Below are 17,225 nucleotides of genomic sequence, written 5' to 3'. Positions count from 1 at the left end.
CGCCGCTACGGCTCACCGCAGGGGGGCGGGTGGGGAAAACCCCACCCGAAGACTGCGCTGAGCACCATCGCGCCGGAGACGGTCCGGAACACAGAATCGGAACGTACTCAGCGACGTCCAGTCATCGACCGACATAGGAGAAAAACCGTGACAACGGCTGTGACCATTCCCAGGCACGGGGGCACTGGAGGGCGTACGGCCGTCGCGGCACGGGCGCGACAGGTAGTGAAGGCCTACGGAACCGGCGAGACCCGGGTCGTCGCGCTCGACCATGTCGATGTGGACATCGCCCGCGGGCAGTTCACGGCGATCATGGGCCCGTCCGGCTCCGGCAAGTCGACCCTGATGCACTGCCTGGCCGGGCTCGACACGGTGACGTCGGGCGAGATCTTCCTCGACGAGACCGAGATCACCAAGCTCAAGGACAAGAAGCTCACCCAGCTCCGGCGCGACCGGATCGGGTTCATCTTCCAGGCGTTCAACCTGCTCCCGACGCTCAACGCGATCGAGAACATCACGCTGCCGATGGACATCGCGGGCCGCAAGCCCGACGCTGCCTGGCTTCAGCAGGTCGTGGAGACGGTCGGGCTCGCCGAGCGTCTCAAGCACCGCCCCACCCAGCTCTCCGGCGGTCAGCAGCAGCGCGTCGCCGTCGCCCGGGCGCTCGCCGCCCGGCCGGAGATCATCTTCGGTGACGAGCCCACCGGAAACCTGGACTCCCGCGCCGGGGCCGAAGTCCTCTCCTTCCTCCGCAGGTCGGTCGACGAGCTGGGCCAGACCATCGTGATGGTCACCCACGACCCCGTAGCCGCCTCCTACGCGGACCGGGTGCTGTATCTCGCCGACGGTTCCATCGTCGACGAGATGCTGAGCCCGACCGCCGAGCAGGTCCTCGACCGTATGAAGCACTTCGACGCACGTGGGCGGACGTCATGACTGTCTGGAAGACCTCGGTGCGCAACTTCTTCGCGCACAAGGGCCGGATGGCCCTCTCCGCCGTGGCGGTGCTGCTGTCCGTGGCGTTCGTCTGCGGCACGCTCGTCTTCACCGACACGATGAACACCACGTTCGACAAGCTCTTCACCATCTCCTCGCCCGACGTCACCGTCAGCCCGAAGGCCTCGGACGACGAAGACGAGCAGCCTGACAACGGCAAGCCCGCCTCACTGCCCGCCTCCGTGATCCAGCAGGTCGAGAAGGCCGACGGGGTGGAGCGGGCCGAGGGCGCCGCCTTCTCGATGGCGGTCACCGTCGTCAACAGCGACAACAAGAACATGGGCTCCGACACCGGCGCCCCCACCATCGCGAGCAACTGGACCAAGAACGACCTGCGTTCGATGGAGATCACCTCCGGGCACGCACCCCGTGGTCCCACCGAGGTGATGGTCGACGCCGACACGGCGAAGAAGAACAAGCTCAGGATCGGCGACGAGCTGCGCACCATCGCCGCCACCGGTGACCTCAAGGCGAAGATCAGCGGCATCGCGTCCTTCACCGCCACCAACCCGGGCGCGACCGTCGTCTACCTCGACACCGCCACCGCACAGAAGCACCTGCTGGGCGCCCCGGGCGTCTTCACCCAGATCCTGGTGAAGGCCGAGAGCGGCGTCAGCGACGCCCAGCTCAAGAAGAACGTGGCCGCCGCCCTCGACGGCGACGCCGCGTACAAGCTCCAGACCCAGAAGGAGGCCGCCGAGGCCAACAAGGACGACATGGGCGCCTTCCTGGACGTCATGAAGTACGCGATGCTCGGCTTCGCCGGAATCGCCTTCCTCGTCGGCATCTTCCTGATCGTCAACACCTTCTCGATGCTGGTCGCCCAGCGCACCCGCGAGATCGGCCTGATGCGGGCCATCGGCTCCAGCCGCAAGCAGGTCAACCGGTCCGTGCTCCTGGAGGCCGTCCTCCTCGGCATCGTCGGCTCCCTGCTCGGCGTCGCGGCCGGCGTCGGCCTCGCCGTCGGGCTGATGAAGATGATGAGCGCCGTCGGCATGACGCTCTCCACCGAGGACCTCACCGTCGCCTGGACGACCCCCGCCATCGGCCTCGTGCTCGGGATCGTCGTCACCGTCCTCGCCGCGTACATCCCGGCCCGCCGGGCCGGCAAGGTCTCCCCGATGGCCGCCCTGCGCGACGCCGGGACCCCCGCGGACGGCCGCTCCGGCTGGATCAGGGCCGGTATCGGTCTCTTCCTGACGGCGGCGGGCGGCGCGGCCCTGTGGGCGACGACCCAGGCTGACAAGGCCACCGAGGGCTCCATGTTCCTCGCCCTCGGCGTGCTGCTGACCCTCATCGGCTTCATCGTGATCGGCCCGCTCCTGGCCGGCGTCGTGGTGCGCGGGCTGAGCGTCGTCGTCCTGCGGCTCTTCGGCCCGGTCGGTCGGCTGGCCGAGCGCAACGCCCTGCGCAACCCCCGGCGTACGGGAGCTACCGGCGCCGCCCTGATGATCGGGCTCGCCCTGGTGGCCTGCCTCTCCGTCGTCGGGTCCTCCATGGTGGCCTCGGCCACCGAGGAGCTCGACAAGTCGGTCGGCGCGGACTTCATGGTCCAGGACGGCAGCACCGGCCGCCCGATCGTGCCCCAGGCCGCCGACGCCGTGCGCGCCGTTCCCGGCCTGGAGCACATGACCGACTACACCTTCGTCAAGGCGAAGATCACCGCGCCGAACGGCAAGACGGAGGACGAGGGGCTCGTCGCCGCCGACCCGACGTACCAGCAGGACGTCCGCCGGACGGTCGTCTCCGGTGACCTCGCGAAGGCGTACGGCAAGGACGCCATGTCCGTCGGTGACGGGTACGCCGAGCGGCACGGGATCAAGGTCGGCGACACGATCACCGTCGCCTTCAAGGCGGGCGAGACCGCGAAGCTCAAGGTCGCGGCCATCACCTCCGACGACACCAACATCGACCGCGGCGCGATGTACACCAACCTCACGACGGCGTCGTCCTACGTCCCGGCCGACCGGATGCCGCAGAACGTGATCATGTTCGCCAAGGCCGAGGAAGGCAAGGAGAAGGAGGCGTACGCGGCCCTCAAGAGCGCCATCGCCGAGTACCCGGTCTACAAGGTCCAGAACCAGGCCGACTTCAAGGAACAACTGAAGGACCAGATCGGCCAGCTGCTGAACATCGTGTACGGCCTGCTCGCCCTGGCGATCATCGTCGCGGTGCTCGGTGTGGTGAACACCCTCGCCCTGTCCGTCGTCGAACGGACCCGGGAGATCGGCCTGATGCGCGCCATCGGGCTCTCCCGCCGCCAGCTGCGCCGCATGATCCGCCTGGAGTCCGTGGTCATCGCCCTCTTCGGGGCGATGCTCGGACTCGGACTCGGCATGGGCTGGGGCACCGCGGCCCAGAAGCTGCTGGCGCTGGAAGGTCTTGAGGTCCTGGAGATCCCGTGGCCGACGATCCTCACGGTCTTCGCCTGCTCCGCCCTCGTCGGACTGTTCGCCGCCCTCGTCCCTGCCTTCCGGGCAGGTCGGATGAACGTCCTGAACGCCATCGCGACGGACGGGTGAGCCCGCACCCGCCCGGCAGGGGTGAGCCCGAGGGCGTCACCGTAGGATGACCGGCAGGCCCCGGGACGTTCCTCCAAACGTCCCGGGGCCGAGCCCGTTCCCCGCCCCGGGCCGTCGGTCACGGAGGACCGTGTCAGCTTGCTGCACAGGGCGGCGGACCCCCGTGCAGCAAGCTGACATCACGGCCTCTCTTGTGGCGCGTTCCGCGCTGGCATCGTCTCCCGTGCCGGGACGACCCCGGCTCCGACGCCACCGTCGAAGGGGAACACGTGTCAAGGTCTCCGCTTGCGCAGAAGCAGCGCCGCCCGGCCAGAGCCGCCGCGCTCGTCATCGGTATCGCCCTCGCCGCCCTCACCTTCTCCACCGGCCCCGCATCGGCCACCACCCCGGCCGGCCCCCCGCCCGTCGCCGACGAGATCGCCCGCGTCATCTGTACGGAGCTGGCGGGGATCATCGGCCAACTGCCCCCGGAATCGCCGCCCGTCCAGATGTGCAAGCTGGTCAACGGCTGGGACTAGACGTGTCGAGCCCAGCAGGCATTCCGGGGACGCCTTCCGGGATGCGGTTCCAGCTTCTGGGGCCGCTCGCCCTCGCCGACGGTCCCGACACCGTCGTCCTTCAGCCCTCCAAGCCCGCGAACCTGCTCGCCGCGCTGCTTCTGCACGCCAACTCCCCGGTCTCCGCCGAGTACTTGCAGCGCGCGATATGGGGTGAGGAGCAGCCGGCCACCGCCAGGGCGGCCCTCCAGACCTGTGTGCTGAGGCTTCGCCGGCTGTTCTCCAAGCACGGCGTCACCACCTCCATCGACGCGGTGCCCGGCGGCTACCGGATCACCGCCGCGCCGCCCACCCTGGACCTCCTCGGTTTCCGCGACCGGCTGCGCCGGGCCGCCGGCCTGGACCGGGACCCCGAGGCAGAGCTCTGCGCGCTCAGGGACGCCCTCTCGCTCTGGCAGGGTTCGCTGCTCGCCAACGTCCGGTCCGTCGTCCTGCACCGCGACGAGGTGCCCCGGCTCGCGGAGGAACGGCTGCGTGCGGTCGAGCGGGTCTGCGACCTACTGCTGGCGCTCGGGCGCTGCGGCGAGGCGCTGGTCGACCTGTGGACCGCTACGCGCCTCCACCCGGGCCACGAACGGTTCCACGAACAGCTCATCGAGGCCCTCTACCGCAGCGGACGCCAGTCGCAGGCCCTCGCCGAATACCGCAGGGTCAAGGGGTTCCTGCTGGAGGAGCTGGGCGTGGACCCCTCGCCCTCCCTGCGCCGGCTCGAACTGGCCGTCCTGCGCGGCGAGGACCTCGGTCCGGCAGCACCGGCGGCGCCCCGCGTCATCCGGGGCGCGACCGTCGCCCTCCCGGCCGCCCGGCCGATCACGGCCCCGCACGCCGCGCCCTCGACGGTCTCGGCCGTGACGCCCTCAACGGTCTTGGACGCAGCGTCCGCCACGGCTCCGGACGCGGCGTCCGCCACGGACCAAGGCGCTTCGCCCGTGACGGCCCAGGCCGCTTCGGGCGTCGTGGCGCCGGGCCCCACGCCGGTCCTGCCCCAGGGCAGCCACCCGGTCCCGGCCCAGGGTGCCCCCCCGGTCCCGGCCCAAGGCGGCTCCCCGGCCCCGGCCCAGGGCGCCACCCCGGTTGCCGCACCCGCTCCCGCCGCCGGGACGACCTTCGCCCCGGTCGCCACTCCCCGCATCGAACCGGTCCCCGCCGTCCCGCACTTCACCGGGCGCGCCGCCGAGGCCGCCGCCCTGACTGCCCGCCTCACCGCGCCTCCGCCGCCCGGCCCCGAGGACCACCGGCCCCTCACCGTCCTGGTCTCCGGGGCACCCGGCATCGGCAAGTCGGCGCTCGCCCAGCACGCCGCCCGGCTCGCCCGGGACGCCTTCCCCGCCGGGCAGTTGCTCGTCCGGATGACCCGCGCGGACGGCGAACCCCGCCCGGCCGATGAGGTGACCGCCGACGTGGCCGCCGTGCTCGGGGCGGCGGGCGAGGGGCGGGCGTTGCTGATCCTCGACGATGTGGTCGACGCCGACCAGGTGCGCCCCCTGCTCACGCTGCGCGGGGAAGCAGGAGCCGGGCCGGGCCCCGCCGTCGTGGTCACCAGCCGGATGGGCCTCGGCGGACTCATCGCGACCCACGGTGGCTGGGTGCAGCGCCTGACGACCTTCACCGAGACCGAGTCCTACGCCCTGCTGCTGACCGCCCTGGGCGCCGAGCGGGTGGAGGCCGAACCCCGTGCCGCCCACCGGCTCGCCGCCGTGTGCGGCCACTTCCCGGCCGCCCTGCGCATCCTCACCGCCCGGCTGCTCACCCGGCCGGGCCTGCGGCTCGCCGATGCCGCCGACTGGCTGGGCGACGACCCGCTCTCCCGGCTCACCCTGACCGACTCCCCGGACCACTCGGTGTCCGGCCTCTTCGACCGGGCGCTCGGCCGGCTCGATCCCCGGCTGTCCGAGGCGTTCACCCACCTCGCCCAGGGCCCCCCGACGCTGCTCGACGACCGGGGCCCCGACGAGGACGGACCCGTTCCCGAAGCCGTACGGGAACAACTCGCCGACGCCGGACTGCTGGAGGACGGCCCGCCGGGCCCGTACCGCATCCACGATCTGCTCCGCGCCCACGTACGAAGAACCGCCCGGATCCGCGACCGCCGCACAGAAAAGGTGTGATCCCCATGGCCGAGAGCGCTGCCCCCGCCGCCCCCGTCACGTCCGCCGCACCCGCCAAGCCCGCACCGACGCCCGCGACCACCGCGACGGCGGAGACCACCGCGACGACGGCGTTCGACGCGCTCGCCGGCACCCGGCCCCGTATCCGCCGTGACGTGTTGTTCACCGAGACCCCCGGCGGGGTGCTGTTCCACAACGCCGACGGCGGCTTCCACCTCACCGGCCGCACCGCCTACCGCTTCGCCTCCCTCGTCGTCCCGCACCTCACCGGGCGGCACCGCATGGCCGAACTCTGCGCCGGCTTCGGGCCCGCGCAGCGGGCGATGGCCGCCGAACTGGTCAAGACGCTGTACGCGCGCGGCTTCGCCCGGGACATCCCCGAGGCGGACACCGCCGGGGACGCGGTCGACGGGGAGACCGCCGAACGGTTCGCCGCCCAGATCGCCTACGTCGACCACTACACCGACGACGCCCCCGCCCGCTTCGCCCGCTACCGCGCCACCCGTGTCGCCGTCCTCGGTGACGACGAGACGGCCCGCTGGTGCGCGCTGAGCCTGGTGCGCAACGGATGCGCGGGCATCGGCGCGCCGGCGGCCTCCGACGACGTCATCGCCGAGGCCGCCGCCAACGGGGCGCGCGTCGACACCATCACCGCCGGTACGGACGCGGGCTGGGCCGACCTGGACGGCTACGACATCGTCGTCGTCAGCGGAGCCGGGGCCGGGGCGCGCACGCACCGGCTGCTGGCCGCCGGGGTGCCCGAGGGCGTGACGCTCATCCCCGCCTGGCTGTTCGGCCGCCGCCTGGTCGTCGGCCCGCTCTCCACCGCCGGCTCCACCGGCTGCTGGTCCTGCGCCCTGCTGCGCCTGGGCGGCAACGTCGACCCCGGCACGGCCGCCGATCTGTGGAGCGAGGCGGCGGGGGCCGTACCGTCCGACGGGGCCGCCCTCTCCGGGCCGGTCGCCGCGATGGTCGGCAACCTCGTCGGCTACGAGGTCTTCCGCCTGACCACCGGAGCGCTGCCCGCCGAGACGGCCGGCCAGATCCTCGTCCAGGACCTGGAATCGCTGGACGTGATCGCCGAACCGGTCCGGCCCCACCCCCGGTGCACCCGCTGCTCCGCGCTCCCCGCCGAGGACGCCGACGGACCCGCCGCCCTGCCCGAGGCCCTCGCGCTGCCCGTCACCGCGACCGTGGAGACCGCCCGGGACGCGGAGGAGCTGGTCGAGGAGCTGAACCGGATCAGCACCGCGCTGGTCCGCCCGTACACCGGGACCTTCCGCCGCTACGACGACGAGGAGCTGACCCAGACCCCGCTGAAACTCAGCCGGGTCGAGGTGGCGCTCGGGGGCGGGGCGCGCCGCCGGATCGCCGCGTTCGACGTGCACCACCTGGCCGGGGCACGGACCCGGGCGCTGTACGCGGCGGCCGAGACCTATGTGGAGCACATGGTTCCGCTGGCGGGCGTCCAGAGCGTCCACGGAGTCCAGAGCGTCCACGGAGTCCGGGCGGACGGCAGCACCCAGGAGCTGCGGACGCTGGGGCCCGACGCCCTGACGACCGGCGGCGGCACCGGGGCCGCGCCCGCCGCCTGGGCGGTGGCGACCTCCCTGATCGGCAAGGACCCGGTACGCGTACCGGCCGCCGCCCTGCGCCCGTTCGGGCCGCACAACCGCGACCGGGTGCACCTGGCGACCACCGCCGGAGCCGGTGCGGGCGGCAGCGCGGCGGAGGCGGCGGGCCGGGGGCTGCTGTCCGCGCTCGCCCACGACGCCCTGCTCCGCGCGGTCCGGGGCAGCACCACGGTGAGCCCGTTGGCGGTCGGCGGCGACGACCCGGAGCTGGTGTTCCTGCTGAAGTCCGCCGCCAACCTGGACATCGCCGTGGACCTCCTCGACCTGGGCGAGGCGGGCCGCAGCACGGCCCACGTGGTGCTGGCCCGCGAGGCCAACGGGCCTGCCTCCGCTCCGCGTTGGGCGGTCGGGGCCGGACTGTCCCGGCGTGCGGCGGCCGCCGCCGCCCTGCGGGACCTGCTCGGGCAGGTGCAGCTCGCCGCCGAGGACCCGGAGGCGGCGGTCGACCCCGGCGACCCGCTGGTGGCCGACCTGGCCCCCGGCGCGATCGCGGTGGGCGGCGAGTCCGTCGTGGCGGACACTGCGGAGACCTCGTTCGACGCGGTGCTGGAGGCGCTGGCGTCCGCCGGGCGCGACGCCCTGTACGTGCCGACGACCTCGGCGGACCTGCGCTCCGGCTCCATCGCCACGGCCCGGGTGCTGCTCACGGTGGACGGCGAGGGCGGCACCGATGGCCGTTGAGACGTTGCGGGGCGCGCCCAAGGTGCCGGACGGGCCCGACGCGGCCAACGGGCCCCACGTGGCCAACGCGCCCGACGCGGCCAACACGCCCAACGTGCCCGGCGCGCCGGGCGGGCCCGCCGCACCGGACGCTCCCGTGCTGGGGGAGTCCACCCGGCTGCTCGCGGAGCTGCTGCGGCAGGCGCTGGCCCGGCAACGAGGGGCGGCAGCGGTCACCACGCCGCCGGACGTCCAACCCCTGGGTGTACACGACGCGTTCGCGGCCGACAGGGAGGTGCCCCGGACCGACACCGTGCCCGTGCGCTACTACGGGCGGCACGCCGTCGTCGGCCCCCTGCCGACGCCGCACGGCACCGCCCGACGCCCCTGCGCCCGCTGCCTGGAGCGCCGGTGGCAGGCCGTGCGGTCCGTCGCCCTGCGCGAGGCGCTGGAGCTCGGTTCCGGGACCCGGGCGGCGGGCCCGTCCCCCTACGTCACCCCGTTCGCGGCCGAGGCCGTCGCCGGGGTGATCGCCGCCCGGCTGGCCGGCGGCGGACCGGACACCGGGGCCTTCCCCGCCGTCCATCTCGTCGACCTCCAGACCCTGGCCGTCCGCCACTACCCGCTCGTCCCCGATCCGGAGTGCCCCGGCTGCGGGCAGCCCGAACCCGACAGCGAGGAGGCCGCCTCCCTCACCCTGAAGCCCGCGCCCAAGCTACGGCCCGGCGGCTTCCGGGTCCGGGACCTCCGGAACTACGAGCTGCCCGTCGAGCCGTACGCCAACCCCGTCTGCGGGTCGCTCGGCCCCTCCGTCGTCCACGACGTCTCCTCCACGTCCACGTCCGCCACCATCGGCTGCTTCTCGCTGCGCTCGGGACCGTATCTGCGCGAGACGTTCTGGGGCGGGCACGCCGACACCTTCGCCGACAGCGTGCGCATCGGTGTGCTGGAGGGCCTGGAGCGGTACGCGGGCATGCGGCCCCGGGCCAGGCACGCCCAGGTGCACGCCGCCCTGGACACCCTGCGTGCCGAGGGCCGGGCCGTCGTGGACCCGCGCGTCTGCGGCCTCTACTCCGACGCCTTCCACCGGGCCAACCCCCGGGTGCGGCCCTTCACCCCGGACCGGGAGATCGCCTGGGTGCGCGGCTGGTCGCTGCGCGACGGACACACCGTCCTGGTCCCCGAAGTGCTCACGTACTACCACGCGCCGGGCCTGGAGAACCGGTTCGTGCAGGAGAGCTCCAACGGCTGTGCCTCCGGCGGCGCGCTGGAGGAGGCCGTCTACTTCGGGCTGATGGAGGTCGTCGAACGGGACGCGTTCCTGCTCTCCTGGTACGGGCGGGCCGCGCTGCCCGAGATCGACCCGCGCACCAGCCGCCGCCCCGCCAACCGGCAGATGGTGGACCGGCTGGAGATGTACGGCTACGAGGCGCGGTTCTTCGACACCCGGATCACCTTCCCCATCCCCGTCGTCACCGGTGTCGCCGTCCGCCCCGACGGCGGGCCCGGCCGGATGTGCTTCGGCGCGGGGGCCGGGCTCGACCCGGAGGCGGCCCTCGCCGGGGCCCTCTGCGAGATCGCCACCGACGCCGTCAACCTCCAGGGCCGAACCGAGCGGGACGAGCAGCGGCTGCGGGCCATGGCCACCGACTTCGCCAAGGTCGAGGCGCTGCACGACCACCCGCTGGCGTACGGGATCCCGGAGATGGGCGACCACGCGGACTTCCTGCTCGGCACGCCGGGGAGCGTACGCCCGCCCGTCCGCTCCTTCGACGAGCTGTACGGGGACGGGCCCGGCGGCCGGCCGGTCCTGCCGGTCTCCGACGATCTGCGCGAGGACCTGCTCCGCTGCGTGGACGCCGTCGCCGCCGCCGGGTTCGACGTGGTCGTCGTCGACCAGACCATGCCGGAACAGCGGGATCTCGGGTTGACCACGGTGAGCGTGATCGTGCCCGGACTGCTGCCCATCGACTTCGGCTGGACCCGCCAGCGGGCCCTCGGCATGCCCCGGCTCCGTACCGCCCTGCGCGAGGCGGGCCTGCGGACGGCGGACCTCACCGACGCCGATCTCAACCCGGCCCCGCACCCGTTCCCATGACCGTTCCCATGACCGGCCCCGCACCCGTTCCCATGACCGGTCCCGTGACCGTTCCGCCCCTTCCCCCTCCTGCCGTGATTCCCCCTCCTGCCGTGACCAAGGAGCCCGCCATGGGATACGCCCATGAATACGCCGCCGCGATCATGCACCGCGGCCGGGTCCCGATGGACCCCGCCGACTACGTACCGAACTGGCAGGACGGGCCGCGCAAGGCGAAGTACCACCCGGGCGCGGACGGATTCCTGTTGCCCGACGCCGGCTACCCGGCCGGGGCGACCGTCGACCGGGGGCTGTTCGCCGAAAACACCTCCGCCCAGGGCGCGTTCGACCTCGGCTCGCTCTCCGGCATGCTCCGTGACTCGTACGGTCTGACCGGCCGCCGCCTCGGCGTCCAGGCGAACACGGACCTGAACGCCCTGCCCTTCTACCCGCTCGCCAACTGGTCGCGCGGCTCCGCCTCCGGCGGCGGGCTCTACCCGGTCAGCATCCACTGGGTGTCCGGGCCGAGCGCCCCCGTACCGCCGGGGGTGCACTACTACTCCACCCGGCACCACACCATGCAGCGGCTGCTCACGGGCGATGTCTCCGGGCAGGTGCGCGAGGCGCTGGGCGACGGGGCGCCGGGTCCTGAGACCGATCAGTACCTGGTGCTGGGCATCAAGTACTGGCAGAACTCCTTCAAGTACAACAGCTTCTCCTTCCACGCCGTCTCCATGGACCTCGGGGCCTGCGTCCAGACCTGGCGGATGTGGGCGACCGCCCGGGGCCTGGCCGTCGAACCGGCCCTCTGGTTCGACGAGGAACGCCTCGCCGCCCTGCTCGGCGTGGACCCGGCGCAGGAGGGGATTTTCGCCGTCGTGCCGCTCAAGTGGGCAGGTTCGCAAGGGGATTCGGCTCTCCCGGCCGCCACCGCGCCCGTCGCCGTCGGGCGCGCGGACGTCGAGCGCTCCCGTACCGTCCTCACCTTCGACGCGCTGCTCCGCATGCAGGCGGCCACCTCCGCCGACGCCACCGCCCGCCCCGCCCCGGACGCCCTCGGGCCCGCCGCCGCCCACCCCGTCGACCCGGGGCTCGCGGAGGTCGAGCTGCCGCCCGCCCGGCCGCTGGACGCCGACGTGCGCACCGCGCTGCGCGCCCGCCGCAGCAGCTTCGGCCGGTTCGACGCCCAGAAGCCCGTCACCGCCGACCAGTTGGCCGCCTGCCTGGCCGCCGCATCGGCCGGATCGCGGCTCGGCGGCGACACCGGTGACGCCCGGCTGGCCCGGGTGTACGCGTTCGTGAACCACGTCGAGGGCGTCGAGCCCGGTTCGTACGTCTACGACCCCGGGCGGCGGAGCCTGCGGCGGGTGAAGGAGGGGCGGCCGGGGGAGTTCCTTCAGCGGAACTACTTCCTCGCCAACTACAACCTGGAGCAGGCCGGGGCCGTGCTCGTGCCGACCGTCCGCACCACCGCCGTCCTCGACGCCGTCGGCGACCGGGGATACCGGCTGGTCAACGCGACCATCGGGGCCGTCGCCCAGTCCGTCTACACCGCCGCGGCGGCCGTGGAGCTCGGCTGCGGGGTCGCCCTCGGCTTCGACAACATCTCCTACATCGAGGAGCTGGGTCTCGAAGGGACGGGCGAGGCGCCCCTGCTGATCATGATGATCGGCAACGAACGCCCCGCCCCCGCCGACTTCCGTTACGAGATCGCCTGAGCGGGGATACGACGATGACCGACACCGTGAACCCCTTGGCCGCCCCGCCCGCGTTCATGCTGCGCGTCGCCGGGCTCCCCGTCGACGAGGTCCGGGCCCTGCGCTGCCCCGACAGCCGGCGCTGGGCCGACGACGTCCTCGACACCACCGAACAGCTGGCGCTGCTCGCCGGGAAGGCCGCGGACCAGCTGCACGGGCTGATCGGCGGCAGCGACGACGAACCGCTGCGCCGCGCCCTGCTGAAGCTGCGCCGCGACGTCTTCAACAACCGGCTGCCGGACCCGGCCGCCGCCGAGGACGCCCTGAACCGGGTCCGCGCCCTCGACCCGGCCGCCGCCGGGGCCCTCGCCGACTGGCTGACCGGCCGGCGCGCCCTCGCCGGCAAGCGGGACGCGGGGGCCGCCCTGGTGGCGGACGAGACCGGCCGCACCCGCACCGAGCTGGCCCGGATCGCGGGCCACGAGCGGCTGCGCAAAGGGCTGTTGCTCGCCTCGCCGACCCTGGACGCCCAGCTCGACGCCTACCGGGAGAAGGCGTCCCGCCCCGGGGCGCGGCCGGACCGCAAACAGCGCAAGATCGAGCGCTCGCTGCTCTCCTACGTGTACCGGACGGCGTGCAAGACGAGCCCCTTCTCCACCTTCACCGGTGTCGCCCCCGGCGTCTTCGGCGGATCGGACGGGCTGCGTACGCGGGTCGGGGAGGAGTGGCGGACGCAGGTCCGGCTCAACGTCGTGGCGCTCGGCCGGATCGCCGACGCGGTGATCGCCGACCCGGTCCGCCGGGCCGATCTGCCGCTCGCCCTCGCCTCCGGCTGGGGGCGCGACGACGACCGGGTCCGCTATGTCCGGCGCTGGGTCACCACGGGCGACGAGGACGCGGCCGTCACCTTCGACGCGGTGAAGGACCGGCTGTTCTTCCTGCGCCGCAGCGGCACCCTGGAACGGCTGCTCGGCCTGTTCGAGGAACGCGGCACGATCCGTTACGGCGAGCTGGCGTCCTGGCTGGAGCGGGACCGGGGGGCGGCGCGCGAGGAGTGCGAGCAGTACCTCGGGGCGCTCCTGGACGTCGGCATGGTCCAGGTGCCGTGTCTGCGGACCGAGGTCCACGACACCGACCCGCTCCGGGCCTTCCAGGACGCCCTGCGCGGCCTGGACCGCCCCTGGGCCGCCCGGCTCGCGGACCGCCTGGAGGAGCCCGCCGCGCACGCCGCCCGGTTCGCCGACGCGGCCCCGGACGAGCGGCGCGCCCTGCTGGCAGCCGTACGGGCCGGGCTGCGGGCGGTGCAGGAGGAGGAGCTGGGGGGCGAGCGCGCGAAGGTCCCGCAGACGCTGCTGTACGAGGACGCGGCGGCGGGCGCGGGGCGTGCGCCGGACCGGGGCGAAAAGGCTTCGGGCCAGGGCTCCCCGGCCGTCGCGCTGGATCCCGATGCGTGGCGGGGGCTGGCCGCCGGGCCGCTGGCGGCCGTGGAGCGGGTGCTGCCCGCCTTCGACCTCACCCTTCCGCAGCGGATCACCTTCCAGGGCTTCTTCCTGGCGCGCTACGGACGCGGCGGCCGCTGCGACGACCTGCTGAAGCTGGTCCACGACTTCCACGAGGACTTCTTCGACCAGTACATGACGTTCACCTCCTCCCGCACCCCGTACGACGCCGACGGCACCTACGTCCCGGAGGTCAACTGGCTCGGCCTGCCCCGGCTGCGCGCCCTCGATGACGCGCGGCGCACCTTCACCGCCAAGATGGCCGCGCTCTGGGAGGCGGCGGAGCCGGATGTGGGCGAGGTGTGGCTCGACGACGCGTTCCTGGACGCGGTCGCCGGTGAACTGGACGTTCCCCGGGCCGGGTTCGCCCCGATGAGCCACCACGTCCAGATCGCCGACCGCCCGGGCGACCCGCTCGTCGTCCTCAACCGGTCCTACGGCGGGGTGTCGTTCTCGTTCACCCGGTTCACCCAGCTCTTCGACGGCCTCGACGAACAGCTCCTCGCGGACGCCGACGCCCTCGTGCCCGAGGGCGCGGTCCTCGCCGAGGTCACCGGCGGCCCGGTCACCAGCAACCTCAATCTGCACGGCAGGCTGACCCCGTACGAGATCGTCTGCCCCGGCGAACGCGGCACGCTGGAACCGGAGTTCAGGATCGACCTGGACGACCTCTACCTCGTGCACGACGCCGAGGCCGACCGGCTCGCCCTGCGCTCGGTCCGCCTGGGCCGCGAGGTCATCCCCGTCTACCTCGGCTACCTCGTCCCCCTCGCCCTGCCCGAACTGCCCCGCACCCTGCTCCTGCTCTCCCCGACCTTGATGGCCCCGCTCAACGTGTGGGCGGGCGTCCCCGAGGGCGAGCCGCGCGGCGGGGTCACCGGGCGGCCCCGGGTGCGGCACGGCTCGCTCGTCCTGAGCCGGCGCAGCTGGAGCGCCCCGGCCGCCGTCCTGCCGCTGCACCGGCCGGGCACACCGGAGGACGGCTGGTTCCTGGACTGGCACGCCTTCCGGCGTACCCACGGGCTGCCCGACCGGGTCTTCGCGACCGTGTCGGACACCGGGGCCCGGGGCGCGACCGGCGCCAAACCGCAGTACCTCGACTTCGACAGCCCGCTGTCCCTGTCCGCCTTCGAGGCGCTGATCAAGTCCCCCGACGCCCGAGTGGTGTTCCGGGAGATGCTGCCCGACGAGGACGCGCTGCCCACCGTCTCGGGCGCAGGCCGCCATGTAGCCGAACTGGCCGTGGAGACGGCCGTACCCGTCCGCAGGAGGACCACCACATGACACCCCCCACCACCGCAGCGGCCGCGACCACCACCGGAGCGTGGCAGGCCACCCACGTCTTCTACGCCGCCAACCCCCGCCCCTTCCTCCTCAACTGCGTCCGCCCGCTGGTGGCGGAGCTGGAGGCGGACGGCCTGCTCGCCGGGTACTTCTTCATCAACTACTGGCTGGAGGGCCCCCACGTACGGCTGCGGCTGAAGCCGTCATCGCCCGCCGCCGAGCCCGAAGTGGCCCGCCGCACCGAGCGGGCCGTGGACGCGTTCCTGGCCGAGCGGCCCGCGCTGTACGAGGTCGACTCCGGGTTCCTCAACGACTTCTACAACACCCTCTTCGAGATCGAGTTCCCCGGCAGCGAGCGCGGCCACTACACGGACGAGCAGGGCCGGATGAACCTGCGCCCCAACAACTCCCGCCACCGGGAGCCGTACGAGCCGGAGTTCGGGAAGTACGGCGGCCCGGCCGGGATCGAGCTGGCCGAGTGGCACTTCCGGCACTCCAGCGACCTGGTGATCGACGCCCTCGCCACCAAGAACCTCCATCTGCGCACCGTACTGCTGGGCACGGCCGCCCAGTTGATGATGGTGATGTCCTCGACCTTCCTGCCGGACCGGGCGGAGCTGACGCAGTACCTGGACGACTACTACACGTTCTGGCACCGCGCGTTCCCCGGCACCGGCTTCATCGGCACCGAGGAGTACGACACCAACTACGCCCGGACGGCGGACGGGCTGCGGGACCGGTTCGCCCGGGTCCGGGCCGCCACGGCCCCGCCCGGGAGCGCCCGCTCGCTGCCCGGATCCCTGGCGGGCTGGGCCGAGCACTGCGCCGAACTGCGGGACCGGGCCCGGAAACTGGCCGTCGACGGGGACCTGGTGTTCCGGTCCTGGGACGGCGAGCGGGACGAACAGGTCACCGACCCGGCGGTGGCGCTGCCGCTCCTGCTCTCCCCGTACATGCACATGACCAACAACCGGCTGCACGTCACCATCCGCGACGAGGCCTACCTCAGCCATGTCCTGGGCCGGGTCCTCAAGGAGTCCGCGTGAGCGCGGCCCCCGGGGCGCTCGCCGACTACCGCCCGGCCCTGCGGCCCCGCGTGCTGCTCAGCGATCCGCTGCTGGACGGGGCCGCGACGGTCCACCTGATCAAGGACGCCGAGACCGGGAACTCCTTCAAGGTCGGGGCCAAGGAGCATTTCCTCATCGCCCGCATGGACGGAGAGCGGAGCCTCGCGGAGATCGGCGAGGCGTACGCGGGGGAGTACGGGCGCCGCCTGGCCGACGCCCACTGGCGGCAACTCCTGGCCCTGCTGGGCACGAAGGGGCTGCTGGCCGGCGCCCCCGAGCCGAAGCCCGCCCCCGCCCCCGTCCCCGTACCGGAGAAGCGCACCCTCCTGCGCGGTTCCCTCCCGCTGGTGGCCGACGCCGACGCCACCACCGCCCGGCTCCACCGGGTCTTCGGCTTCCTGCTCGCCCCCGCTGCCCTGGTGCCGCTGTTCGCGCTGGTCCTCGCCATGGAGGCGGTGGTCGTCGCCCGCTCCGGTGAACTCCTGCTCGCGGTAAGGGGGTTGATGTCCAACCCGGTCCTGTTGACCGCCATGGCGATCCTGCTCTGGGTGAGCACCGCCCTTCATGAGCTGGCGCACGGCGTGGTGGCCCGGCACCACGGCGGGCGGGTCGCCGAGATCGGGCTGCGGTGGCGGCTGCCCGCCGTCATCATGTACTGCACGGTCGACGACTACCTTTACCTCGGCACCCGGAGGCACCGCATCGCCACGGCCGCCGCCGGTGCGGTGATGAACCTGGTCTTCCTGCTCCCGTTCTGCGCGCTGTGGCTGTTCGCCCCGCTCGACGACGCGACGCACGAGGCGTTCGCCGCCCTCCTGCTCCTCGGCAGCGTCCAGGCGTTCATGATGCTCGTGCCGCTGCCGCCGCTGGACGGCTACAAGATCGCGTGCCAGCTCGCCGGGGCCACCGGTCTCGCCGCCTCCGCGGGCGGCTATCTGCGGCTCGCCCTGCGCCGCTCCCCGGAGGCGGCCGCCTACCCCCGCCGGGCCCGTATCGCCTACCCCGTCTACGCGGCGGCCACGCTCCTCGTCCTGGCCGCCGTCGTCGCGGCGCTCGTCGCGGGCGTCCATCACCTGCTGACCACCTGAAGTGCCCGCCCCGGGCCCGCTGTTCCCCATCGAGGA

The 17,225-nt window shown here is 73.4% G+C and carries 10 protein-coding genes; all 10 read left to right on the top strand.

Annotation, left to right across the window (positions count from 1 at the left end; translation table 11 throughout):
- The first annotated feature begins 147 nt into the window (after nt 1-147).
- A complete protein-coding gene (locus tag IE140_RS17455) occupies nt 148-936 on the top strand; it encodes an ABC transporter ATP-binding protein (RefSeq protein WP_093445229.1) in 789 nt (262 codons plus the stop codon).
- The gene (locus IE140_RS17450; protein WP_150197053.1) at nt 933-3,518 is read left to right on the top strand and encodes an ABC transporter permease; all 2,586 of its coding nucleotides are present in this window, start codon (nt 933-935) and stop codon (nt 3,516-3,518) included. The genes IE140_RS17455 and IE140_RS17450 overlap by 4 nt, the downstream gene beginning before the upstream one ends.
- A 269-nt stretch (nt 3,519-3,787) precedes the next feature.
- Complete coding sequence (locus IE140_RS17445) at nt 3,788-4,036, top strand: hypothetical protein (RefSeq protein ID WP_093445234.1); 249 nt, start codon at nt 3,788-3,790, stop codon at nt 4,034-4,036.
- Nucleotides 4,037-4,077: 41 nt separating this feature from the next.
- Nucleotides 4,078-6,183, top strand: a complete 2,106-nt coding sequence (locus IE140_RS17440; protein ID WP_189460517.1) for a BTAD domain-containing putative transcriptional regulator — start codon at nt 4,078-4,080, stop codon at nt 6,181-6,183.
- Between the two features lie 5 nt (nt 6,184-6,188).
- Nucleotides 6,189-8,498 carry a TOMM precursor leader peptide-binding protein gene (locus IE140_RS17435; protein ID WP_150198163.1) on the top strand — a complete coding sequence of 770 codons (2,310 nt, stop codon included), beginning with the start codon at nt 6,189-6,191 and terminating at the stop codon, nt 8,496-8,498.
- Nucleotides 8,488-10,575 carry a TOMM precursor leader peptide-binding protein gene (locus IE140_RS17430; protein ID WP_229826832.1) on the top strand — a complete coding sequence of 696 codons (2,088 nt, stop codon included), beginning with the start codon at nt 8,488-8,490 and terminating at the stop codon, nt 10,573-10,575. Before IE140_RS17435 ends, IE140_RS17430 begins: the two co-directional genes overlap by 11 nt.
- Nucleotides 10,576-10,685: 110 nt before the next feature.
- Nucleotides 10,686-12,272, top strand: a complete 1,587-nt coding sequence (locus IE140_RS17425; RefSeq protein ID WP_189460515.1) for a SagB family peptide dehydrogenase — start codon at nt 10,686-10,688, stop codon at nt 12,270-12,272.
- Nucleotides 12,273-12,286: 14 nt separating this feature from the next.
- A complete protein-coding gene (locus IE140_RS17420; protein ID WP_150198456.1) occupies nt 12,287-15,034 on the top strand; it encodes a lantibiotic dehydratase in 2,748 nt (915 codons plus the stop codon).
- Entirely contained in the window at nt 15,031-16,080 is a 1,050-nt protein-coding gene (locus IE140_RS17415; RefSeq protein ID WP_093445223.1) for a lantibiotic dehydratase C-terminal domain-containing protein, read from the top strand. The genes IE140_RS17420 and IE140_RS17415 overlap by 4 nt, the downstream gene beginning before the upstream one ends.
- Entirely contained in the window at nt 16,077-17,189 is a 1,113-nt protein-coding gene (locus tag IE140_RS17410) for a M50 family metallopeptidase (protein WP_093445222.1), read from the top strand. The genes IE140_RS17415 and IE140_RS17410 overlap by 4 nt, the downstream gene beginning before the upstream one ends.
- The last annotated feature ends 36 nt before the right edge of the window (nt 17,190-17,225 follow it).

It is taken from the genome of Streptomyces parvus, from assembly GCF_014648875.1.
Lineage (GTDB): Bacteria > Actinomycetota > Actinomycetes > Streptomycetales > Streptomycetaceae > Streptomyces > Streptomyces parvus.
Note: the sequence above shows the minus strand (reverse complement) of the source record. Positions and strands in the feature narration are given on the sequence as shown.